Raw genomic sequence first — 22,930 nt, 5'->3', positions numbered from 1 at the left:
GAACGCGAGGCGGTGCGCCGTGAAGATGGAAGAGTTGCAGGGAAAGACCCTGTGTGGACGATTTCGGCTCGACAAGCGCCTTGGCCAAGGTGGCTACGGAGCAGTATTCGAGGCAACACAACTGTCCGTTGGGCGCAAGTGCGCCGTCAAAGTGCTCTTTCCACACCTTTGTGAGGACGAAGCGACCGTCACCAGGTTCCGTACCGAAGCCAAGACGACCTCGCGTCTGACCCACCCGAACAGCGTTATCTTGTATGATTTTGGTCGCGACGAGGAACTCGGGCTCCTCTTTTTGGCGATGGAGTTGCTCGATGGGACCGACCTGCGCAGCCTGATTCGCGAGCAGGGCACCCTGGGCGTCGAGCGCACCGTCCATATTATCGAGCAGGCCGCCCAGAGCCTGCAGGAGGCCCACGCGATCGGGCTGGTCCACCGCGACATCAAGCCGCACAACATCATGATCATCGAGCGCGGTGGCGACTCTTCGTTCGTCAAAGTGATCGATTTCGGCATCGCCAAGGTGGTGCGCGCAGGCATATTGACCGTCAGCGAGATGACGCGCACCGGCACCGTCATCGGTACGCCCAAATACATGGCCCCCGAGCAGATTCGCGACCGGGGCATCGACGGGCGCACCGACATGTACGGGCTGGCGATTTCGGCGTATCAGATGCTCACTGGCCGCACGCCCTTCGAAGAGGGCACCGCCATGGAGATCGCCGGGCGCCAAATCGCCGAGAGGCCCGAGCCAGTTCGCAATTTTCACCCCGGCTTGCCCATCGGCGACGAGTTCGAGCAAGTCTTGCTCAAGGCTCTCGCAAAGGACCCCAACGACCGGTTTGACTCGGTGGCCGAGTTCGCCGAGGCGCTCGCGCGCACTGCACGATTGCCTGTAAGCTCGTCACCCAGTGCGCTGGGCAGACAGCCCGATGCGTCGGGCGAGAGCCCTGCGGTAGACGGTGTCATCGACGATTACGTCGAGCTGACTCAGGCACCGGACGCCGATCTCTATGAAAGCCCCCTCGACGAGGTGGCGGCGCACGCGCCGGTCGAGCCGGGGAATCAGGCCGAGCCGGGGAATGAGGCCGTGCAAGCCGAGGGCATCACTTCGACGTCACTCGAGTTCGACGACGACCCTGCCGAGAAGACGATGGCGACGATGGCCGTGCCGAATCCGGCCCGGCCGGAACTCGACGCCCACGGAAACGGGACGACCGCCGAGCTTGCCAAAAAGCGAGGCGAGACGACCGAGGAGGCCGTGCCCGAGTCTGCTTCCTCGAAGGGGAGGGAGGTCTCCAGGCAACTCTCACCGGTGTGGTGGGCGGCGGTCGCGGCGGTCCTCGTGCTGAGTGGTCTCGGTGTGTGGGTGCTCGTGTCGCACGAGGGGGCGGCGGGTTCGGCGCCGGCGCGAAGCGTCGAGACGTCCGCAGAGTCGACACTCGTCTCGACATCGCCGGCTCGGCCGTTGGAGGCCGAGCAGGCCGCGGCTCAGGAGATGGAGGAGACGGAGGAGGCAGCGCCGGCCGAGGCCGACAACGCGCAGCCGCAGCCCTCAGAAGCGGCGAAGGCTGAGGTTGGCGAATCCGCACCGGTCGACGACGAGGGCGGTGAGAAAGCACCCGCAAAGCCAGACAATCCAGCTGATCTTCCCCATGACTCTCAGGCAGATAAGCCGGCCCCGGCGGACGAACCCGCGGCCAAAGAGGAGGTCGAGGTTCCCGACACCAAGCCGAGCTACGGCTCGGTGGAGGTGCGTGTGATCCCATGGGGCACGTTGTACGTCGACGGGCGCAAGATTGGCGGAGGAACGCGCCACACGCTGCGGTTGCGCACGGGGCGTCGCCGGCTGGTTTTGAAGCAATCTGGCGAGGTTCGCGCGCGCCGGACCGTTGACGTGAGTGCCCGTTCCTCTAAAATCATCGAGTTAGTCGCCAAGTGACTGCTTCCCGCTCCCGGACGGAGACGATGTCGGACATCGACCAGGTCAACGACGCTGCTGAATCGACTGCTACGCCCACCCCAGCCCTGGAAGACTTCCAGCGCTTCAAGGCCGACGTCGCCGCCCAGCTAGAGGCGGGCGAGTTCGACGCTGCGACGAAGATGCTCGAGGAGGCTGCAAAGCATCCCGACTCCTCGCGTTACCTCGACGAGAATATCTGGATGTACCGCCAGTTGGGCGACCTGCACCGTGCCTTCGATCGAGAAGCCGAGGCCGTCGAGGCTTACGAGAATGCCTACGAATTCGACCCGCGCAATCTCGAGGTGATCGAGGCTTATGCCGAGGTCTTGCTCGCTCTCGACAAAGAGGCGCGCGCCGCCGAGGTGCTGCGCTCGATGCTGGTTCATCACAAACAAGCGCTCGACGCCGCCAAACTTGGCTGGGCGTACCGTAAGCTCGGCGCGCATTACGAGAGCAGCGATGAGGCTGAAAAGGCGCGTCACGCCTACGAGAAGGCGCTGCAGCAGGCTCAGGACGACCAACTCGCGCTCACCGGGCTCTTGCGAGTGGTCGGCACCGTCGGCGAGCCGGCCGATGTCATCGAAGTACGCCGCAAGCTCATCAAGTCGCTCGACAACGCACGCGCGCGCTCGATGGCGCTCGTGGCGATGGGCGACGATTGGAAAGAGAAGTTCAACGACCCGTGGCGCGCGCTCGACACCTACGAAGAGGCGCTCGCCGAGGACCCCGAGAACAAGCGCGCGCTCGAGTCGATCGCCAGCGTGGCGCGTCAACTCGGCGACTGGCGACGTCTGAGCCGTGCCTACTTCACGCTGCACCGCCTCGCCGAGGAGGACCAGGAGAAGGCCAATTGGCTCATCGAGTCGAGCAAGGTCGCCCGTCAGGAGCTGTGGGAGCCCGAGAAGGCACTCGCCGGCTTTCGAAAGGCGCTCGATCTCGATCCCACGCGCCTCGACGCTTTCAAAGAGGTCACCTCACTTCTGGTCGACGCCAAAGATTGGGAAGGTCTGGAGGCTGCCTACCTGCAGCTCATTGCAGCCAACCAGGACCTCGACGAGCCCGACGCCAAGCTGCTGACGGTATTGTGGCAGAAGCTCGGCGACCTCTACATCAACCACCTCGAGCGTGAAGACGAGGCGTTGATGTCTTACGCGCAGGCCTCCGAGTTGTTGCCCGAGCAAATCGAGCTGCACGAGCAGGTCGCCGAACTCGCCGAGAAAAAGCCGGAGCATAGCGACCTCGCGCTCGAGCACCTGCACGCCATTCGCCGCCTCGATCCGTCACGCATCGACACCCTCGATCGCATCGGTCGCGTCCACCTGCGCCGAAAAGAGATCGATCCGGCGTTCATCTACCTGCGCACCTACGACTTTTTGGGCGGGAGCCTCGGGGACAAAGCCCGTGGCTTCGTCAACAAGCTCGAGTCGCCGATGGTCAAGGTGCCCAAGCGGCCGCTGACCATGGACCTGCTCAAGCGTTTCGTGTTCAGCACGAAGATGCAGAACGACGTCTCGCGGGTGTTCGGCACCATCAAGCCGGCGCTGGTGCAGTGGGTCGGCGAGAGTCGTCGCAAGTACGGGCTCGGTCGCCGAGATCGAGTGAAGTTTAAAGAGCAACTCGCGTTCAACAACCTCTACAAGCAGATCGGTGCATCACTGGGCTACGATCGCCTGCCGGAGTTGTGGCGCAAGAGCGACCAGCGCGGCCTCATCAACGGCGCGCTGGTGCCCGAGGGGATGATTGTCGGCGATGAGCTACTGGGGAGTGGGCGCGAAAAACATATCGCGTTTATTGTGGGCAAGCAGCTCTTCTTGTTCCTCGCCCCGTTCTATCTGGCCGCGATTCGTCCGCTGTCGGATCTGCAGGCGTTCTTCTTGCTGGCCGCCTCGCTGGTCCAACCGGAGCTCGAGTTCGACCGCGACGACCACTCCGAGCGCGCCTTCAAAGACCTGCGCAAGAATATCAAGGGCGATGACCTCGGACGATTGCAGCATGCGGTCGGCAAGGTGATGGCCAACGACGGCAATATCGACCTGGGTACTTGGCTCGAGTCGGTCGAAGATACCGCCAATCGCGTCGGCTTCATCTACTGCGATGATCTGAAGGTCGCCCAAGACTACCTGCAAAACGAACCGCAAACGCTCAGCCTGCGCTCGGTCGACGAGCGCATGAAGGCGCTCGCCGAGTACGCCGTGAGCGACCGCTATCGCACGCTGCGCAACGAGCTGAACCTGTCGGTGGGGTGATCGGGGGAAGGTGCCCCGATTCTCGAGGGCATTTTTTTTACCCTTTCCGAATAATCTCCTGCACATCACGGTTGACTTGCCGCCATATCCTCGCATAACCCGGGGCGGCGTCTGGGGTGCTGTACCTAGACCCCGAGACCCCAAACCCCGAGACCCCCTGTAGTAAACCCATGAAAGACATTCGAAATATCGCGATCGTGGCGCACGTCGACCACGGCAAGACGACGCTTATCGACGAGATGCTCAAGCAGTCCGGCACGGTGGCCGCTCACCGTGAGTTGGCCGAGCGTGCCATGGACACCAACCAGCTCGAGCGCGAGCGCGGCATCACGATTTTGGCCAAGTGCACCGCCATCGAGCACGGAGACACCACGATCAACATCATCGATACGCCCGGCCACGCCGACTTTGGCGGCGAGGTCGAGCGTGTCTTGAAGATGGTCGATTCGGTGCTCCTTCTGGTCGACGCCTTCGAAGGCCCGATGCCCCAGACGAAGTTCGTGCTCAAAAAGTCGCTGCAGCTCGGCCACAAGCCGATCGTGGTGATCAACAAGATCGACCGGCCCACCGCGCGCCCCGACGAGGTCTTGGACATGGTCTTCGACCTGTTCGTCGATCTGGAGGCCAACGACGAGCAGCTCGACTTTCCGATCGTGTACGCCTCGGGCCTCAACGGCTTTGCGATGCACGAGCTTGGCGAAGAGCAAAAGGACCTCGAGCCGCTCTTCGAGGCGATCTTGGAGCATATCGCGCCGCCCAAGGATAACCCCGAGGGGCCGCTTCAGATGCAGGTCGCCACGCTCAACTACGACGACTATCTGGGACGCGTGGCCATCGGCCGCGTCTTCTCGGGCAAGATGCGAGTCGGCGACAATGTCGTCATCGCACGCCGCGACGGTTCGACGAGCAAGGCGCGCATCACCAAGTTGTACGGCTTCAAAGGCCTCGAGAAGGTCGAGCGCGACGAGATCGGCGCCGGTGAGATCTGTGCCGTGACCGGCATGGAGGCGATCCTTCCCGGTGAGACGATCTGCGACCCCGATCACATCGAGCCGATGGACATGATCGAGATCGACGAGCCGACCCTGTCGATGATCTTCATGGTCAACGACAGCCCGTTCGCCGGCCTCGAGGGCAAGTACCTGACCAGCCGTCAGATCCGCGAGCGCCTCGACCGCGAGCTCGAGCACAACGTGGCGCTTCGCGTCGAGGACACCGACCGCCCGGAGGCCTTCAAGGTGTCGGGGCGCGGTGAGCTCCACCTGTCGGTCCTGCTCGAGCAGATGCGCCGCGAGGGCTACGAGCTGCAAGTCTCGCAGCCCGAGGTCATCATTCGCACCGACGAAAACGGCAACAAGCTCGAGCCCATCGAGAAGGTCGTCATCGAGGTCGAGGCCGACTACGCCGGCACGGTCATCCGCAAGCTCCAGGAGCGAAAGGGCGAGATGACCCACATGACCCAGAACAACGACGGATCGCAGCGCATCGAGTTTCTGGTGCCCGCCCGTGGCCTCATCGGCTACCGCTCGGAGTTTCTGACCGACACGCGCGGTACCGGCATCATGCACACCAACTTCCACGAGTACGGCCCGTACCGCGGCGACATCGAGCGCTATCGCGGCGGCCCCCTCGTGGTGCTGGAGAAGGGCGAGACGACCGCCTACTCGCTGTACAACCTGCAGGAGCGCGGCGTGCTCTTCGTCGGCCCCGGCGAAGATGTCTACGGCGGGCAGGTGATCGGCGAGAACAGCCGCGAGAACGAGCTGGTGGTCAACCCCTGCAAGGGCAAGAAGCTGACCAACGTGCGCGCCTCGGGCAGTGACGATGCCTTGATCTTGACGCCGCCGAAGCGATTTTCTCTGGAGAAGGCCATCGAGTTCATCGCGCCCGACGAGTATGTCGAGATCACTCCCGAGTCGATCCGGGTACGCAAGAACATCCTTCACCACGGCAAACGCAAAGCCGCCAAGAAATGATTTGTTAGACCTGCACGTCCGCTATGGATGAAGCTTGGTATATCTACTTGTTGGTGTTCGTCGGCAGCGGGCTTGCTGGCGTCATCAACACCCTCGCTGGAAGCGGCTCGCTCGTCACGTTGCCGCTTCTGGTGTTTCTGGGCCTCCCCGCCACCGTCGCCAACGGCACCAACCGCGTCGGCGTCATTCTCCAATGCTTTGTGGGCTTAGAGACCCTTCGTCGCGGCGGTAAGCTGCGCACCGAGGGCAGCCTCTGGCTGATTGTGCCCACGGTCTTAGGTTCGTTGGTAGGCGCGGCAATCGCCGCGAGCATGAGCCCGGAGGGCATGGAGACGGCCATCGGCGTGGTCATGGCGTCGATGCTCTTGGTGATCTTGGTCAACCCGAAGCGTTGGCTCCGCGAGCAGTCCGAATTACCCGAGGGGCGGCCCAAGTGGTGGTTGTTGGCGTTGTTCTTCGTGATCGGCGCCTACGGCGGGTTTATCCAGGCCGGCGTCGGCGTGCTCTTGCTCGCCGCGTTGGTGCTCGGTGTGGGCTATAACGTGGTCGAGGCGACGGCGATCAAGTTGTTGATCGCGGCCATCTTTACCACCGGTGCGTTGCTGGTGTTCGTGCTCAATGACCAGGTCAACTGGGTCTATGGCGCAATGATGGCCGTCGGTCAGAGCCTGGGCGCCTGGGCCGCGGCCAAATTCGCCGTGGAGAGCGAAAACGCGGCCACGTGGGTGAGGCGACTGCTGATCGTCATCGTCTTCTTCTCCATGCTCAAGTTCTTCGGGGTGTTTGGTTTGCTCGCTTCTGTTTTTGGATGAGGTCCTGAATGGAAATCCGCAGACAAAGTCGTATACTGAGGTAGCGTGTAACGAGAGCCCGTTCCAATCCTTCCCTTCCAGACGGATCGCACGTGGACATCATCAAGTACGACGAAGCCACCAATTCTTCCGACAAGCTCCAACACATCGTCAACGTCCTCGAGGACGGCGGCGTGGTCTGCCTGCCGTGCAACGGCAAGTATCGACTGATCGCCGACTTGGCCGACGAGGCCGCGGTCATGGGCGTCATGCAGGCCAAACGACGCGTCTCCAAGGCGCCGTCACTCGTGTTCGTCGCCGACGAGAAGATGCTCGACGACGTCGCCGACGACATCGACCCGAAGGCTCGCCAACTCATCAAATCGCTCTGGCCCGGGCCGCTCACCATCCGGTTCGACGCGCGGCGCGATCTCCCGCGGGACGTGCGAAAGATCTTGGTCAAGGCGACCGGCAAGGTCGGTATTCGAATCCCCGACGACGAGTTCTGCCACAAGATTGTCGAGAAGCTGGGCCGGCCGATTTACGTGTCGAGCGCCAACAAAGAGAACAAGCACGGCGAGACGTCGCCGGCGCAGATTCGTCAGAATTTCTTCGGTCGGATCGGACTATTCATCGACGCCGGTGATCTGAACGCCGGGCCGTCTTCGACCGTCGTCGAGGTCAAGAATGGTGAGGTCAAGGTCGTGCGTGACGGGCACGTGCCTGCCGAGAAGATTACCGAGACGCTGAGCGCCTAAGGCGAAAGCCTTCGAAGACGTCTGGTGAGAAAACGAAAAGCGCCGCGCAGGGAGATTCCTGCGCAGCGCTTTTTTGTGTTCGGGGCCTTTTGGTGTTCGGGGCCTAAGTGTGCGCGAGGAGGCAACTCAGCGGCGTTCACCTTCGATGAACGCGATATCGAGGTAGGCATTGAAGGCGGGCTGGCCTTCCATTTCACCGACCACTGTCGCCTGCAGGGTCATGTTGAAGATGCCCTCTTGGTTCACTTGGCCTCGCCCAATGACATCTTCGTAGGTCATGATGAAGTCACCCTGGTCGCTGATGCAGCCCACGTCGAGCAACTCGAAGGAGTTGGCGTCGAGGATTCTGGCCTGCAGCGGGCAGAACCCTTCGGCGTCGAGCATACGGATGGTCAAATCCGAGTCGATTCCCTCGCGGATATCGACGATGACGCGATCTTCGTCGACTTCCTCGACGCGACCGTCGGGCTGGGTGACCTGTCCGGTCGCGTTGGTCTCCCACTGACCCATGAAATTGAGCTCCGTCGGCGTGTCCGGCTCGGGATCGTCGACGTCGGCGTCCGCGTCGGGTCCGGCATCGGGCTCGACGGGTTGATCGACGCCGCTGGGGTCGACGCACGTGCCTTCAAAGCAGATGCGGCTGAATCGGCACTCCTCGTCGGAGACGCAGCCTGCGTCATTGAAGCGGTCGACACCGCAGCCAGAAGCGAGCAGCAGAGAACCGGTGGCGATGAATAAGGCGAATAGACCAGACTTGGGGGAGAGCACAGCCAACCTCGGAACGAACATTATTTGGGTGACGCGGCGCATTATACCGAAAGCGCGCCGCGACTAAAGAAAGCTGTGGGGCTATGGCTGCGAGCCTTCGAAGACGAGGTCGAAGCTCGAGCTCTGGTTCGGCTGGCCCGGTGTGTTGATTTCGGCGTCGCCGGTGTAGGTGAAGTTGAGTTGCCCCTCCTGCGAGAGCGTCCCGCTTCCCCGGATAATCTGGTAGGTCGCCGTCGTCTCGTCGCGGCTCACCTCGCAGGGGCGGTCGAGCAGCTCGAAAGTGCTCTCACTGGTGAGGTCGGCGGGCAGCGAGCAGAAGCCGACTTCGACGATGAGGTCGGAGTCAGATTCCTCGGTGCCTGCCAAAATATCGACGGTGAAGGCTTGGTTCTCGAGTTCGAGCGTGCGCCCGTCGGGCTCGACCAAGGTGCCAGAGACGCGCATATCCCATCCGCCGACAAAGGGCGCGGGGTCGATGAACTGGTCGAGCGTGCTCGGGTCGACGCACATGCCTTCGGCGCAGACGCGGCCCAGTCGGCAGTCGTCGTCGGAGGTGCATCCGGCGCCGTTAAAGCGGTCGGGGCCGCAGCCTGCGGCAGACACGACAAAGAACAAACCAACGGCGAGCAGTCCAGTCTTGCGGTACGGCATAGCCATCCTCGGCGGAATCGAGCTGTTCGAGACAGGCGGCATTATACCGAAACGCCGAGGCGACAAAAGTGAGCGGCCCGGGACGCTGGACATATGCGCTTCGTTGCCTATCTTGTGGCGCGCAAAAACCCAGTTCTGGAACCGCACCCCATGGAGTACAGGAGTACGAAATCATGAGTGAGACGAAGCAGGTCAAGCAGTTCGAGGCCGAGGTCAGCCAGCTTCTGAAGCTGATGATTCATTCGGTCTACAGCAACAAAGAGATCTTTTTGCGCGAGCTCATCTCGAACGCGTCGGACGCCATTGACCGGCTGCGCTTCGCCGCGCTCGAGGACGAAGAGCTCTTCGAGGGGGACACCGATCTGAAGATTCGGGTCACCTACGACGCCGACGCCAAGACGATCACCATCGCCGACAACGGCATCGGCATGAGCCGCGACGAGGTGACCGAGAATATCGGAACGATCGCCAAAAGCGGCACCCGCGAGTTCATCGAGGCCCTGTCGGGCGACGAGAAGAACGACGCCATGCTCATCGGCCAATTCGGCGTGGGCTTCTACTCGGCGTTCATGGTCGCCGACAACGTCGAGCTTCGCACTCGCCGCGCCGGCCTGGATGCGTCAGAAGGCGTGCGCTGGGAGTCGAAAGGCGAGGGCGAGTACGTCATCGAGCCCATCGAGAAGCCCAATCGCGGCACCGAGATCACCATCCACTTGACCGAGGACGACGCCGAGCTCGCCGAGGGGAGCACGCTGCGCCACATCGTGCGTAAATACTCCGACCACATCTCGTTTCCCATCGAGATGCCCGCCGAGGGCGAGGATGAAGAGGGGGAGGAAGAGGGCGAGAAATTCGAAACCGTCAACCAGGCCTCGGCCCTGTGGGTGCGCCCGCGCTCGGAGATCTCCGACGAGGAATACCAAGAGTTCTACAAGCACGTCGCCCACGACTTCGAGGACCCGCTGACCTGGACGCACAGCAAGGTCGAGGGGCGCCTGAAGTTCAATATGTTGTTCTATGTCCCGGGTCGCCGCCCGTTCGACATGAACACGAACTACGAGGGCAAGCGCCACGGTATCAAGCTATACGTCAAGCGCGTCTTCATCATGGACGACGCCGAGATGTTCATGCCGCGCTACCTGCGCTTTGTGCGCGGAGTGGTCGACTCTGACGACCTCACGCTGAACCTGTCGCGCGAGTTCTTGCAGGAAAACCGCATCGTCGCCGCTATGCGCAAGACCGCTATCAAGCGTGTGCTCGACATGCTCGAGGAGCTCGCCGAGGACGGCGAAGAGAGCAAAAAATACCAGCAGTTCTGGAACGCTTTCGGCCCGGTGCTCAAAGAGGGCGTGGTTGAAGACAACAAGAACCGCGATCGCGTCGCCAAGCTCTTGCGCTTCGCCACCACCCACGACGACGAGCCTGCCCAGACCACCTCGCTCGCCGAGTACGTCGAGCGCATGCAGGACGGCCAGGACAAGATCTACTACGTGACCGCCGAGACCTTCGCCGCGGCCAAGAATAGCCCGCACCTGGAGGTCTTCCGCGACAAGGGCGTCGAGGTCCTGCTCCTGCACGACGCGGTCGACGAGTGGGTCACCTCGCACCTGGCCGAGTTCGACGGCCACGAGCTGCAGTCGGTCGCCATCGGCGAGCTCGATCTCGACTTCGACAAAAAGGACGAGGAGGGTGACGAGGAAGACGAAGCCGAGAAGAAAGACGAGACCCCCGAAGAGCTCGAAGGCCTCATCGCCAAGATGAAGGATGCCTTGGGCGAGCGCGTCCAGGACGTGCGCGTCTCGAAGCGTCTGACCTCGTCGCCGGCGTGCCTGGTGGCAGGCGAGGGCGGCGTGAGCGCCAACCTCGACCGCATCCTCAAGAAAGCCGGCGAGTTCAGCCCGGGCTTCGCGCCGGTCCTGGAGCTCAACCCCACCCACCCGATCATCGCCAAGCTCACCGGCGAGACCGACAACGACAGCTTCGGCGACTGGACGCAGGTCCTGTACGACCAGGCGATCCTGAGCGAAGGCGGCAAGCCTGAAGATCCGGCGACCTTCGTCAAGCGCATGAACAAGCTGATGGTCGACCTGATGGGCTGAGGCGTCAGCGCCGTGAGTAGGAGCGCGGGCAGCTTGCCCGCTAATTGGCCGCCGTCGCGGGCGTTTTCTGCCCCCGCGACGGCGGCCAAACCCTACCCAAACCCTGCAAATTTGAGCCTCGGGGCTCGCCGAGGCGGGGTCGATGGCAGTCAAACGTCGCCGCGCGCCGTCCGAGTGCCGATCGATGCCATTTTCTTGGAGGTCGAGGCAGACGCGAGACGGGGTCGACGGCATTTTTTGGCCCACGTTGTCGAAAAAAGTGCCCTCCGGTGGCATTTTGGCGGCGCGCCAAGCCGATGGAGGGCCCCACTGCCGGCCTCCGACGCACCTCGATACACAAAAAACTGCCCCCGAATCCGGTTTTGGTGGCGCAAAATTGCATCCGAGTGCCCCTTGATGGGTGTAAGGCGGGCCTGGAGGTCCGCGAAAATACCCCGAAAGGGTATTTGGATGAGCCTCGAGGTCCGTGCGAGCGCGAGTCTCTTTTGGAGGCAGCGCTTCCAGCGCTGGTTGGTGATACGTGCGGTCCTGCTACCAAGGCAAGAGGTGACGAGCTCATTCGACGCTCGCGCCAAAAAAAAATAACTTTCCATGCACAAAAAATCGGCCCCGTCACGACTAACGCAGTGAAGGACCCAACAACGCAGTGAAGGACCCAACAGGGGGTCGTTTACTGAGTGAACAATGACTGTGTGACTGATAACGCCGAGGCCGAACATGAAACGCACGATCCTACTCTTTGCTGGTTGTTGTCTGCTGCTCTTCGCGCAGGCCTGCATGTATATCGAGACCTCCGAGGGCGAGGGCGAAGCCGTTTGGTGCGCCGTCGACGCCGATTGCGCAGGCGACGACGTCTGCATCGACGGGCTGTGCTGCCCGCCAGAGCACCGCGACGACTACATCTCGCCGGACGCGGGCACCGACACTGACACCGATACGGGTGATGACATCGGTTCGGGGGACGAGTGTTTGCGAAACACCGACTGCAGTTCGGGTGAGATCTGCGTCGACTCCCAATGTGTCGACCGTACCGAATCGCCCGAGTGCACCGAGGACTATCACTGTGAGAGCGTCGACGAGTTCTGCCTGTCGGGGCGCTGCGTGGTGCCCGAATGCTTCAACTCGAGCCAGTGCGCCGCCGACGAGGTTTGCTACGCCGGCCGTTGCCTGGGGCCCGACGAAGACCCCGGCACCGATGACGGCACGGGCACCGACGACGACAACGCCGGCTGCCCCGACGCGACCGGCGAGCAGCCGGTGTGCGGCGACGAGACCACCTGCGTGTTCGACAACGAGTGCGGCCCCGACGGCCAGTGCATCGACGCGACGTGTTACTTTGCGTGCACCGACGACAGCGAGTGCGCCCACGGCGACGTCTGCTCGAGCGGCTACTGCGCGCCCGACCCGCAGGGCGGCTCCGAGTGTGTCTACAACGACGATTGTCCGAGCGGTTCGTGCGAGAACGGCTATTGCCGGCGCGGCTGCCAGGACGACACCCACTGCCCCTCCGACGAGTGGTGTGACTCGGGGCGCTGCGTGCCCGACCACCGCCCGCAGCCCGAATGCCAAGTGTCGGCCGACTGCGCCGATGGCCTGACCTGCGTGAACGCGCGCTGCCGTGAGGCGTGCACCTGCGACGCCGACTGCGGCTCGGGAGCAACCTGTGAGAGCGGGTTCTGCATCTCGGGCCACGAGCAGTCGCCCCAGTGCGTGTCGAGCGCCGATTGCGCCGCGGGTGAGTCGTGCGCGAGTGGGTTGTGTAAGGGGGACTAAGGGTGACTAAGAGGGACTAAGAGGGACTAAGGGTGACTAAGGGTGACTAAGAGGGACTAAGGGTGACTAAGTGGAGCTGAGTGACCCTAAGTAACCCCTAGTAACCCTAAGTAACCCTAAGTAACCCTAAGTAACCCTAAGTAACCCTAAGTAACCCTAAGTAACCAGCGAGCGAAGCGAGCGGCTTAGTTACCCTTCAAAGACCATTGCCAAAACTGAGGCGGTTCATCATGATCTTCGCTATCACAGCCCCCATGGCAGCACTCGCATCGAGCCGGCACGTGAAAGCGGAATCGCAGACCTCATCAAGTCAGGAGACCTCGCCGGAGCGATCCGGCGAGGTCGCCGACTGGGTCGAGGCTGCAGCCGAGGGTGACATGCAGGCGTTTCGGTGCCTGTACGACGAGTTTCTTCCCTACGTGCGCCACAATATCGCCCGACTCGTCGGGCCGCGTCCGGAGGTCGACGATCTCATCCAGGACGTCTTTGTGCAGGTGCACGGCTCGCTGGGGGATTTTCGCCAGGAGAGCAGCTTCAAGACGTGGCTCTATCGGGTCACGCGTAACGTGACCATCGACCACCTGCGCAAGCGCAAGAAGACCGTCGAACTCGCCGAGTTGCAGCCGCTTCGGGCCAACGCGCGAACGCTGTCGAAGATCGAGGCGCGTGACCAGGTCAAGGCTTTGTACGCCGTGCTCGACCAGGTGTCGGTGGAGAGTCGCGAGGCGTTCATCCTGTTCGAGGTCGAAGAGCTCAAGCTGCGCGAGATCGCCGAGCTGACCGATACGTCCATCAACACCGTCGCGGCCCGGGTGCGCCGCACCCGCGAGCGCTTGCGGACCTTTTTGGAGGCCTCGCACGCAGAGGAGTCGTCATGAGCCGTACACGCGACATGAGCTGCGAGCAGGTCCGCCAGCAGGCCTACCGCTACCGCCGAGGCGACCTTATCGGCGCCGAGACGGCGGCCATCGAAGGTCACCTGGAGTCGTGCGCGACCTGCCGCGACTACTACGAGCGATTGGGTATCCTGCTCGGGTCGGCCTCGGCGTGGGACACGTCCGAGGAGTCGGCGTACGCCGACGCACTCTTCGAGGGGATCGCCGCGCGCATCGAGGGACCGACGGAGTCCGCGCCGGTCGAGTCCGGCGCCAAGACGGGCGCCGAAAACGACGAGCAGCTACCCAACGAGGTGGCCGAGACCCCCGACGAAGAGATTTCGTATAGCGAGAGCTCCAGAAACTGGCTGCCCGCCGTCATCGGGTTGGCTGCCGGTGTGCTCCTGACGCTGGGCGTCTTCTGGGCGCTCCAGAATTCCGAGGAGAGCGCTGTCCGGTCGCCTGTTGGCGGCGGGTCGGTCGTGCAACAGACCGACGGGCGAGGCGAAGAACGGGGGCGAGAGCAAGTCCGAGAACAAAGCGAAGAGCAAGGCGAGGCAGCGCTCGCTCGGCTCACCCAGCAAGAGAGCAGATCCCCGCAGGTCGACGTCTTCGCAAGTGAGGACGCCAAGTGGTCGCTGTCGGGCGACAAAGAGTTGGTGCTCGAGCTCGAGAGGGGTGAACTCCTCGTCGAGTTCGTCCCCGCCGCCGACCAAACGCTGCGCGTCGACGCGCCCGACTTTTCGGTGCGCGTCGTCGGTACCGTCTTCTACGTGTCGGCCGACGAGCAGGGTCCGAAAGCTGGTGTGTTGGCTGGCGAAGTCGAGGTCGCCCGCCAGGACGGCGCGTCGACGACTTTGACCGCCGAGCATGAGATCGACGCCGAGTTCGAGGCGCGTCCCATGCCCGAAGCGCGCGTCGCGGCGTTGTCACGCTATGTCGACGCCGACGAGCATATGGCCAAACTCGAGGGGCTCGCACGGGCCGAGAAGGCTCCCGAGCGGCAACGCGCACCCCGAAAAGCCCGCGCGGAGCGTGCCCCCGAGCGACCGGACGCCGGCGTTCGAAAGGCTGTGCAGCCCGCGCCTAAGAAGGCTCAAACGGCCGAGAGAGAGCGGCGTTTGCCGCCCGACCTCGAGCGACTCCGCGCTCGTGCCGAGCGGGCAACCCGAAAGGGCCAGTACCACGACGCGGTGCGCTATTACCGAAGCCTCTTGGAGCGCCTCCCGCCCGTCCACCCGATCGCGGCGTCGGTCCACCTGGACCTCGCCCATATCTACCTGCACCGGCTCAACAGTCCGGGCCGAGCGGCGCCGTACCTGCGAACCTTCGTCGAGCGTTGGCCGACCGACGTGGCCGCGCCCACCGCGCGGCGAGAACTATGCAAGATCGCCGAGCAGACCGGGGAGCCCGAACCCGGATGCGAGGTGCAGCAATGAGACCGGGGGTGATTGCGAGACAAGCAAGACGAACTCTGGCTGCGCTCGCGGTGCTGGCAGCCTCGGTATGCGCGTTCTCCGCGCACGCTCAGGGTAAGTCGACGACCATCGCGTTCGAGACGAGCCGCGAGTGCGCCTCGGAGGACGACGCGAAGCTACTCGCCGAGTCGGTCGCCTCGCGCGTGCCGCAGAGTCGTGTGTTGGAACGCGGCGAAGCGGCCGATGGGGCCAGGATTCGGCTTTCGTGGGCGCCCGACGGGGTGGGGGCGTGTGAGTTGACGTTGATGGTGGGTGAGGAGCGCTCGACGCTCGCGCTTGCATCGGGGGCGGACGAAGGAGCCATTCGCAACGCGGCGAGTCGTGTTGCGTGGTTGATTTCGGCGACGGCTACGGAGTCGGTCACGGAAACGGAGCCGGTCGCGGAGCCGGAGCCGGTCACGGAGACGGAGCCGGTCACGGAGACGGAGCCGGTCACGGAGACGGAGCCGGTCACGGAGACGGAGCCGGTCACGGAAACGGAGCCGGTCACGGAAACGGAGCCGGAACCGGTCGCGGAGCCGGAGCCGGTCACGGAAACGGAACCGGTCGCGGAGCCGGAGCCGGTGTATCGGACCGTGCCGTTGCATGCGTCGTTGATTCCCTGGTTGGAGCATCCGGCGCCGCCCGGCGGCGACATCGTCGCGACCTACTCGTTCAATGTCGTGGGGTACCAGGCCGGCCTCGACGGGGTCGAAGTCGGTTTCCTCCTCAATATCAATCGCGAGTTTGCGCGTGGGCTCCAGGCGGTGCTCGGCGGCAATATCGTCGGCGGGGAGCTCGACGGGGCGCAGCTCGCTCTCGGGTTCAACTGGGCGGGGGAGGTCGACGGTTTGCAACTCGCTACGGGCGTTAACGTGGCCGCCGGCAAGGTCGACGGGCTGCAGGGCTCGTTTCTCAACGTGGCCGGCGACGTCGCGGGCCTGCAGGCCGGGCTGCTCAACGTGGGGCGCAAGGTCGACGGCGTCCAAATCGGCCTCTTGAACGTGGCCAGCGAGAGTGACGTTTCGATAGGCCTGGTCAATATCAACTACGATCGGCCGCTGTACCTGAGCGCCTGGGCCGATGAACTCGGTCTGATGCGCCTCGGCGTCCAACACGGCAGCAAGTACCTGCACTGGATCTTGGCCGGCGGCGTCTCGCCGTTCGGTGAGGGGCTCGGTGCGATCGGCGTCGGCCTTGGCGGACACTTTCCGGTGGGCTCGCTCTACCTGGAGGTCGACGCGATGGTCCATGGCGTCAGTTCGTTAAGCCGCACGAGTGCCGGCGTGCTCAGCCAATTTCGCCTGACGTTGGGGCTCCCCGTCGGCGACCGCTTCGCCCTTTATGGCGGCGTCTCGGCCAACATGTTGGCCAGCGAGCCGATCGACGGCTCGGGCCAAGTGCTCTCGTTCGCCGACAGCGGGTTTGCCACGAAGGTCGACAGCGGCGGGACCGCGGATGTGTGGACGTGGCCGGGCTTTTTTGTGGGGATGCGGCTTTAGGAGCGCCTTTGGGGCCACTAGTCGTCGAGGCCGAGCGCGTCGCGCTGCTCCTCGACGAGCGCGACTGCGAAGGCGGCGCGTTCGTCTTGGCCAGCCTCGGTGGTCAACCGCGCGGCGACCTCGGCCAGCGAGTAGAGGGCGTGGTCGACGATGCGCGCCGAGCTGAGCCTTTCTTCGAGCTTTTGGGTCAGCTTGTCCCACGTCTGCCAATCGTGGCGGTGGGCGGCGCAGCACGCGAGGCCGAGTAGGGCGAAGCACTCGTAGTGCGTGACGCCGGCGTCTCGGAATTGGCGCAGCAGCCGCTCGTACAGAGCTTCGGCGCGGGCGTAATTTTCGAGTTGGAGTTCGGCGACGGCCACCCCGAGGCGAGCGAGCATCGGGTTGTAGCGGTCGATGGGCTGGTAGGCGGCCACGCTGTTCAAGAAGCAGCGTCGCGCTTCCTGCAATTCGCCGCGTACTCGGTGGACCTCGCCGCGGTAGAAATAGCACTCGCCGAGCAGGCGCTGATTGCCGAGCTGCTCGGTGAGCTGCTGGGCGCGCTCGAGGGATTCTTCGGCGCGGTCGAAGTCATCGATCCCTGCAAAGAATCCGCCCAGATGCACCTGGCACTGGGCGAGCATGGACAGGTTGCCGTCTTCTTCGAAGAGTTTGGCGGCGCGGAGCATCGAGGCGATGGCTTCATCGATGTCGCCGTTGGCCTGATAGCCCACCGCCAGCTCGCCCAACGCGCGGGCGAGGCGATTGCGCTCGCCGAGTTGCTCGAAGATGGCAGCGGCTTTTTGGTAGCACTCGAGGCTCTCGGCGCGCTCGCCGGTATGCGACAAGAGCACCCCGCGCTCGGTCAGCGCGAACCCGCGCTCGTAGACATATCCGCATCGTGTGGCGACTTCTAGCGCCTCTTGGGCGAGTTTTGAGGCTGCCTCGAAGTTCCCCTCTTTGAGTTCGAGCTTTTCGCGGAGCAGCCAGTTTTGGACCCGGCGGCGGTCATCGTCGGCGAGTCCGGCGGCCTCGGTGAGGTGCTCTCGCATTTCCAAGACGGTGCGTGCATTGTCGAGGTCGCCAAAGTCGATCGCGTCGGTGACCGCCAACTTCAACGCCTCGAGGGCGCGGTCGACCTCGCCGGCGGCGGCGAAATGTTCGCCCAGCCGGCGCTGCAGCCCACGCGTTCGCGCAGGGTACATCGCCTCGAGCGCCTCGGCGCAACGGAGGTGATGTTCGCGCAATCGGGGCGTGTCCTGCAGGACTTTGACGAGCACCTGACTCGCCAGCGACCAGCCCTCGTCGGTGCGGCGCGCGAGGCCGTGCTCGAAGAGGGCATCGAGCAGCCGGTCGACAGTGGGCACGGCCTCGAGGCGGCAGATCGCCTGCCACTCATCCATTGAAACGTCGCCGCCCAATACGGCTGCGATCTCGAGTCGCGTGCGCGCGGCTCCGCGGCTCTGGGCGAAAAACCGGTCCAAGAAGTGGGCCAGGCGCTGCTCCCAGACCTGCTCGAGGTTCTGCGGGAGGCTCGCCTTCTGCGCCTCACGGCGTCGAAAGCCTTCGGCCCCGGGCTCGAGCAGATCCTGCATGATCCAGTCGCCGACGGTCTCGACGGCAAACATCGGGTTGCCCCCGCTGCGCACGACCACTTCGGTAGCCAGCGCAGGATCGAGGCGCAGCAAACGTCCCACGAGCTCGGCTTGATCGGCTTCGGCAAGCGGGCCGAGCCGACACGAGGCGACGCGGTCGTTCTGTTCGAGGTTCTTCAGGTTGTCCTGCAGCGCGGCATCGCCCTCGATGGCTTCATCTTGCACGGTGGCGATCACGTGCGCTTGGATCGCCTCTTCGGCAGCCAAATCGAGCACGTGGCGCACAAACCCGAGCGCTTCGCGACCCCACTGCAGATCGTCGAGCACAATCACGAGCGGTCGGCGCTCGGCCAGGCGACGCAGCAGCTGCGAGATGATGGCGTAGCGCTCGCGAACGCTGCTGAACTGGTAGGCCGCCGAGTCCTCTTCGAGCAAGCCTTCGGAGTGCTCGTTGATGAGTTCGGAGACCGCCGCCGGCTCGACGATAGCAGCTCGCCCTTCAGCACCGAGCAGTTGATACAGCTTGCGCACACGCTTGAAGGTCTCCATGGGCGCCAACCCGACACACTGCAACCGGCGCGCGAGCATCGCCGGCAAGCCGTCGGTGGGGCTGCCCGTGGGGCTGTGGGTCGCCTCCAGGACATCGGCGGCGCCGACTTCATGGGCGCGGCGCGCCAACCAGCGCGCCAGGCGAGTCTTGCCGCTGCCGGTTGTGCCGCGAAGCAGCGTCACGCGTGTGCGGCCCTCGTTGACCACCTGCGTCAGGTGCTCCCAAAGGGTGTCGCGCACCTCGTCACGGTCGACGACCGGTATGATGCGCAGCCCGTACATGCCCAGGCTGGCCGCCCCCGCGCGAGACGCGCGGCGAAGGGGCTCGGCCACGCGCCAACTCTCGGGCAAAGGCGGCCGTTCCATGATCGCCTCGGAGGCCTTCGCATCGGCCAACCGCTTGCGGTCGACGTCGAAGCGAAGCGTCGCCGACACCGCTGCCAGTGTGTGCATCGTGACGGTGGGGTCGTCGGGCCCGGCAAACATGTTCTGGGGGGTAGACGTCCCATCGGCAGCGGCCACCTCGCCCAGGGCCAGCAGGGCGTGGGCGGCGTCGGCCGCTCGGCGGTAGCGCTCGCCGGGATGCTTGGCGAGGAGACGTGTCAGCCACGCACCGAAGCCATCGGGCAGGGTCATTTCGGGCGCAAAGTTGGGCAGCGGATCGCTCAGGTGAGCGCGCAGAATCTCCTCGGGCTCGCCGGGGTAGGGCGCCTCGCCGCAGCATAGCTTCCAAGCCAGGCAGCCGAGCGCGTACAGGTCGGTCCAGGGGCCCTGGTCGCGTCGCTTGGCCAGAATCTGCTCGGGCGCCATGTACTTGGGCGTCCCCGTCGTCTGCTCACCGGTCGACTCGGGAAGCTCGTCGGTGAACCCGGCGGAGATGCCGAAATCGACCAGTCGAACCGATAGGCCTTTGGCGCTGGTGTCGACGAGCACGTTGCTCGGCTTGAGATCGCGGTGGACCACGTCGAGCGCGTGGGCGTGGGCGAGAGCGTCGAGTAGTTGGAGCAGAATCTGGCGCAGTTGAGTCCAATCGAGCTTGCCGGTCAGGCCGCTCAATGTCGGCCCGGCGACGTACTCCATGGCCAGAAACGGCGAGCCGGCCACGAAATGACCTTTGGAAGCCCGGCTTGCCTGCTCGTCGATGACGCCCCTGTCGATGATCAACGCGATATGAGGGTGGTCGAGGCGCGCCATCGCCTGGACTTCACGGCGAAAAGCGCGTCGGTACCGCTCGTTTCGGGCGGCCTCGCTGGTCAGTACTTTGACAGCGACTTCCTCGCCGTACGGCTGGCGCCGGGCGAGCCAGACCTCCCCCATGCCGCCCCTGCCTAGGGGATGCTGCAGATCGAACGGGCCGAGTTTGGGGGGACTGCTCATGTGCTGCTCGAAACGGGGCGCTCAGTCGCGGTGGAGCGGATGATGCTAGTTAGCGGCTTCTTGCTCGCCTTCCTGTTCGGGGTTGGCCGACGTGCCAAATTGATTCATCAGAAAGTCGTCCTCTTCGCCGCCCTGATTGACGGGGGCATAGGTGGTCGGCGCGGTGCCCGACAAGAAGACCTCCTCGACGCCGTCTTGGCGGGCGAGTTTACCCGTGGCCGGGTCGATGGTGGCCGTAGAGATGCCAGAAGAGGGCGGCTCGAACTTCTTCACCTCGAGCTTCTCGTGGATGATCTTCATGTAGTCGCGCCAGATGGGACCGGCGACGCGCCCGCCATACTCTTTGGGGCCCAGCGGGCTGTTGTCGCCGAAGCCGACCCAGGCGCCGGCGACATACTGCGGCGTAAAGCCGATGAACCAGGCGTCGCGGCTCTCGTTGGTGGTGCCGGTCTTGCCTGCAAACGGACGGTCGAAGCCCTTGCGCAGCGCACCGGCGGTGCCGCCGCGGCGGGTTCCGCTGCTGTCGACGTAGCCCATCGTCACTGCCGTCATCAGGTCGGAAATGATGTAGGCGACTTCGGGAGCGAGCACGCGCTCGATGCGCGTCTCGAACGTGTCGGTCTCACCGTTGGCCGTCTCGACGCGGGTGATGAAGCGCGGCTCGCCGTACAAGCCGCCGCTGGCGAAGGTGGCGTAGGCGTTGGTCATCTCGAGCGGGGTGATCTCACTGGAGCCCATGACCATCGTGAAGTTTTGAACGATCGGGCTCTTGATGCCGATCTTCTTGGCGAACTCGGTCGCTTTCTCGAGGCCGATGTCGCGCAGGATGCGCACGGCGACGACGTTACGGCTCGCGCCCAACCCCTCGCGCACTCGGATCGGCCCGCGCCAGCGCCCGTCGGAGTTCTTCGGCGACCAACTCTTGCCGCCGTCGAGCTTGAAGACAGCCGGGCTGTCCAAGTAAATCGTCGCCGGAGTGACGCCTTTCGAGGCGAGCGCCGCCCCGTAGACGAACGGTTTGAAGGTCGAGCCGGTCTGGCGTTTGGCCTGGGTGGCGTGGTTGTACTCGTTGTACTCGAACGAATAGCCGCCGACCATCGCCACGACGTCGCGTGTCTTCGGGTCGATGGAGACGAGCGCGGAGTCGGGCCCGCGCTTGAATTCGACCGGCACGCTACCCTCGTCGTCGGGCTCGACAGCCAACGGCATGACCTCGAGCACGTGCCCGCGCTCGAACTTCTCGTCGACGGTCTTGCGATCTTTGCCTTCACCCAAGATCCGCGACTTCGGCCGCAGCAATAGCCGCGCAGGGACGTCGCCGAGGTTCAGCTTGACGAGTTCTGTTTTGGGGTCGACCGAGACGACGACGGCTTCGTAGACCTTGCCCTTGCTCAGACCCTTCTTGGCGAGCGCCTTGGCCTGTTTGGCGATAAACGCGTCGACTTTGTTGCCACTCAGCTTTCGCACCGGCTCGTAATACTCCCGGCGAGCGTCGTAGACCCGAAGCCCCTCGCGAAGCGAGCCTTTTGCGGCAGTCTGCTTGTCCAAATCGAGCGTGGTGTGCACGCGCAGGCCGCCCGTGTAGACCTTCTCGGGGCCGTACTTGTCGACGAGGAGTTTGCGGACGTGCTCGACGAAGTAGGGCGCCTTGCCCACGTGCGGGTAGCTCTTGTGGTACGGGACCGTTTCGATGGGCTTCTTGTCGGCCTCGCGGTAGGTCGCTTCCTCGATAAAGCCCTTTTTCCACAGCTGCTCGAGCACATAGGCACGACGTTTCTTGGCTTCTTCGGGATGCTTTTTGGGCGACAGCCGCTCGGGCGACTGGGTGATCCCGGCGAGCACGGCAGCCTCGTGAATGTCGAGGTCGCGCGCGGACTTGCCGAAGTAGAAGCGTGAGGCTTCCTCGACCCCGTAGTTGCCGTGGCCCAGGTAAATCGTGTTCAAGTACAGGTAGAGGATATCCTCTTTGGTGAGGTTCTTCTCGAGCTCACGCGCAAGGATGATCTCTTTGATCTTTCGCTCGATCTTGCGCTCGGGAGTGAGCACGAGGTTTTTGATGACCTGCTGGGTGATCGTGGAGGTGCCTTTGAGGCCGGCGTCGTAGCGCACCGCGTAGTAGAAAGCGCGCGCCATGCCGAAGTAGTCGATCCCCTCGTGGGTCATGAAGTCGGCGTCTTCGGCCGCCATGAACGAGTAGCGCACGTAATCGGGAATCTCGTCCATCGCCAACACGGTGCGCCGACCGTCCTGGGCGATAAACTCGCCGATGAGCTCGCCATCGGAGGCGTAGACCCGCGACAGCTGCTTGGGCTGGTAATCTTCGCGTTTGAGCAGCTCGGGCAGATCTCGCCCGTAGTAGTAAAAGAGGCCGGCCACGCCACCGCCGCCCAAAATGGCGCCGATGATGCCAAGCAGGATCAGCCACTTGAAAAGCTTTCCGAGCAAGCCGCCCTTTTTCTTCTTACCGCGCTTCTTCCCTGAACTACGTCGGTTTCGGGCCATGTTGCACTACCGCTAGTCTGGTGAGGCATGTTTGGAGCACTGGTTGGGTGCAACCCTATGAATGTCGGAGACATT

Annotated in this window: 14 protein-coding genes; 10 read left to right on the top strand and 4 right to left on the bottom strand. The window is 63.8% G+C overall.

Annotation, left to right across the window (positions count from 1 at the left end):
• The first annotated feature begins 25 nt into the window (after window positions 1-25).
• The 5 genes from FIV42_RS02695 (at window position 26) to FIV42_RS02675 (ending at window position 7,731) form a co-directional block, all read left to right on the top strand.
• Complete coding sequence (locus FIV42_RS02695; protein WP_168210340.1) at window positions 26-1,939, top strand: serine/threonine-protein kinase; 1,914 nt, start codon at window positions 26-28, stop codon at window positions 1,937-1,939.
• 26 nt (window positions 1,940-1,965) lie between these two features.
• A complete protein-coding gene (locus tag FIV42_RS02690; protein WP_141196181.1) occupies window positions 1,966-4,206 on the top strand; it encodes a tetratricopeptide repeat protein in 2,241 nt (746 codons plus the stop codon).
• A 170-nt stretch (window positions 4,207-4,376) separates the two neighbouring features.
• Complete coding sequence (typA, locus tag FIV42_RS02685; RefSeq protein WP_141196180.1) at window positions 4,377-6,182, top strand: translational GTPase TypA; 1,806 nt, start codon at window positions 4,377-4,379, stop codon at window positions 6,180-6,182.
• A 23-nt stretch (window positions 6,183-6,205) separates the two neighbouring features.
• On the top strand, window positions 6,206-6,994 hold the full coding sequence (locus FIV42_RS02680; RefSeq protein WP_141196179.1) for a sulfite exporter TauE/SafE family protein: 789 nt from the start codon (window positions 6,206-6,208) through the stop codon (window positions 6,992-6,994).
• 92 nt (window positions 6,995-7,086) lie between these two features.
• The gene (locus FIV42_RS02675) at window positions 7,087-7,731 is read left to right on the top strand and encodes an L-threonylcarbamoyladenylate synthase (RefSeq protein WP_141196178.1); all 645 of its coding nucleotides are present in this window, start codon (window positions 7,087-7,089) and stop codon (window positions 7,729-7,731) included.
• A 126-nt stretch (window positions 7,732-7,857) separates the two neighbouring features.
• Here FIV42_RS02675 and FIV42_RS02670 read toward each other — a convergent pair whose 3' ends face one another.
• Window positions 7,858-8,499 (bottom strand): hypothetical protein, encoded by a 642-nt coding sequence (locus FIV42_RS02670; RefSeq protein ID WP_141196177.1) that lies wholly within the window; start codon window positions 8,497-8,499, stop codon window positions 7,858-7,860.
• A gap of 81 nt (window positions 8,500-8,580) precedes the next feature.
• Complete coding sequence (locus FIV42_RS02665; protein WP_141196176.1) at window positions 8,581-9,150, bottom strand: hypothetical protein; 570 nt, start codon at window positions 9,148-9,150, stop codon at window positions 8,581-8,583.
• A 173-nt stretch (window positions 9,151-9,323) separates the two neighbouring features.
• Here FIV42_RS02665 and htpG point away from each other — a divergent pair, with 173 nt between their 5' ends.
• The 5 genes from htpG (at window position 9,324) to FIV42_RS30475 (ending at window position 16,856) form a co-directional block, all read left to right on the top strand.
• Window positions 9,324-11,249: a molecular chaperone HtpG gene (gene htpG, locus FIV42_RS02660; protein WP_141196175.1), complete on the top strand. Its 1,926-nt coding sequence runs from the start codon at window positions 9,324-9,326 to the stop codon at window positions 11,247-11,249.
• A gap of 717 nt (window positions 11,250-11,966) precedes the next feature.
• Window positions 11,967-13,022 carry a hypothetical protein gene (locus FIV42_RS02655; protein ID WP_141196174.1) on the top strand — a complete coding sequence of 352 codons (1,056 nt, stop codon included), beginning with the start codon at window positions 11,967-11,969 and terminating at the stop codon, window positions 13,020-13,022.
• Window positions 13,023-13,303: 281 nt separating this feature from the next.
• Complete coding sequence (locus FIV42_RS02650; RefSeq protein WP_168210339.1) at window positions 13,304-13,900, top strand: RNA polymerase sigma factor; 597 nt, start codon at window positions 13,304-13,306, stop codon at window positions 13,898-13,900.
• Window positions 13,897-15,336, top strand: a complete 1,440-nt coding sequence (locus FIV42_RS02645; protein ID WP_141196172.1) for a FecR domain-containing protein — start codon at window positions 13,897-13,899, stop codon at window positions 15,334-15,336. Before FIV42_RS02650 ends, FIV42_RS02645 begins: the two co-directional genes overlap by 4 nt.
• Window positions 15,337-15,344: 8 nt before the next feature.
• Window positions 15,345-16,856 carry a hypothetical protein gene (locus tag FIV42_RS30475; RefSeq protein ID WP_174769485.1) on the top strand — a complete coding sequence of 504 codons (1,512 nt, stop codon included), beginning with the start codon at window positions 15,345-15,347 and terminating at the stop codon, window positions 16,854-16,856.
• A 17-nt stretch (window positions 16,857-16,873) separates the two neighbouring features.
• On the opposite strand, the gene FIV42_RS02635 is transcribed toward FIV42_RS30475, so the two are convergent.
• Both FIV42_RS02635 and FIV42_RS02630 read right to left on the bottom strand, forming a co-directional pair.
• Window positions 16,874-20,353 carry a serine/threonine-protein kinase gene (locus FIV42_RS02635; protein WP_141196171.1) on the bottom strand — a complete coding sequence of 1,160 codons (3,480 nt, stop codon included), beginning with the start codon at window positions 20,351-20,353 and terminating at the stop codon, window positions 16,874-16,876.
• Window positions 20,354-20,398: 45 nt separating this feature from the next.
• Entirely contained in the window at window positions 20,399-22,855 is a 2,457-nt protein-coding gene (locus FIV42_RS02630; RefSeq protein ID WP_141196170.1) for a penicillin-binding protein 1A, read from the bottom strand.
• Between the last annotated feature and the right edge of the window lie 75 nt (window positions 22,856-22,930).

The sequence above is a fragment of the Persicimonas caeni genome (assembly GCF_006517175.1).
Taxonomy (GTDB): Bacteria; Myxococcota_A; Bradymonadia; order Bradymonadales; family Bradymonadaceae; genus Persicimonas; species Persicimonas caeni.
Note: the sequence above shows the minus strand (reverse complement) of the source record. Positions and strands in the feature narration are given on the sequence as shown.

Bases quoted from the DNA above. Each gene is read 5' to 3' on its own strand.
- FIV42_RS02695 (WP_168210340.1), top strand. From the start codon at position 26: ATGGAAGAGTTGCAGGGAAAGACCCTGTGTGGACGATTTCGGCTCGAC.
- FIV42_RS02690 (WP_141196181.1), top strand. From the start codon at position 1,966: ATGTCGGACATCGACCAGGTCAACGACGCTGCTGAATCGACTGCTACG.
- typA (WP_141196180.1), top strand. From the start codon at position 4,377: ATGAAAGACATTCGAAATATCGCGATCGTGGCGCACGTCGACCACGGC.
- FIV42_RS02680 (WP_141196179.1), top strand. From the start codon at position 6,206: ATGGATGAAGCTTGGTATATCTACTTGTTGGTGTTCGTCGGCAGCGGG.
- FIV42_RS02665 (WP_141196176.1), bottom strand. From the start codon at position 9,150: ATGCCGTACCGCAAGACTGGACTGCTCGCCGTTGGTTTGTTCTTTGTC.
- htpG (WP_141196175.1), top strand. From the start codon at position 9,324: ATGAGTGAGACGAAGCAGGTCAAGCAGTTCGAGGCCGAGGTCAGCCAG.
- FIV42_RS02655 (WP_141196174.1), top strand. From the start codon at position 11,967: ATGAAACGCACGATCCTACTCTTTGCTGGTTGTTGTCTGCTGCTCTTC.
- FIV42_RS02645 (WP_141196172.1), top strand. From the start codon at position 13,897: ATGAGCCGTACACGCGACATGAGCTGCGAGCAGGTCCGCCAGCAGGCC.
- FIV42_RS02635 (WP_141196171.1), bottom strand. From the start codon at position 20,353: ATGAGCAGTCCCCCCAAACTCGGCCCGTTCGATCTGCAGCATCCCCTA.
- FIV42_RS02630 (WP_141196170.1), bottom strand. From the start codon at position 22,855: ATGGCCCGAAACCGACGTAGTTCAGGGAAGAAGCGCGGTAAGAAGAAA.